We start from the raw sequence: 246 nt of genomic DNA on the forward strand, positions 1-246 counted from the left end.
GTCGGCGCCCGGTTGACCCCGGCGGCGGATGGCGGATTGACGGTCGGCCTCGATCGGTTAGCGCTGACCGCCTACGGCTTCTCCCCGCGTCTGGCCGCGCCGACGCAGGTCACGGTCAATGCCGCGGGCGGGATCAGTATCGCCCCGGTCCGTCTTGCCCTGGCCGACGGCACGGTGGAGATATCCGGTACGGTCGGCGAGGCGCTGGACCTGACGGTTGCGCTCAGCGCCTTGCGGCTGGGCGCC

Annotated in this window: 1 protein-coding gene; it reads left to right on the forward strand. The window is 72.4% G+C overall.

What is annotated here, in order from left to right; all coding sequences use genetic code 11:
* Window positions 1-36: 36 nt before the first annotated feature.
* Window positions 37-246 (forward strand): hypothetical protein (locus tag R0J92_RS25485; RefSeq protein ID WP_411053740.1); only part of this gene is annotated, 210 nt, incomplete at its 3' end.

The organism is Tritonibacter sp. SIMBA_163, assembly GCF_046535935.1.
Classification (GTDB): domain Bacteria; phylum Pseudomonadota; class Alphaproteobacteria; order Rhodobacterales; family Rhodobacteraceae; genus Epibacterium; species Epibacterium scottomollicae.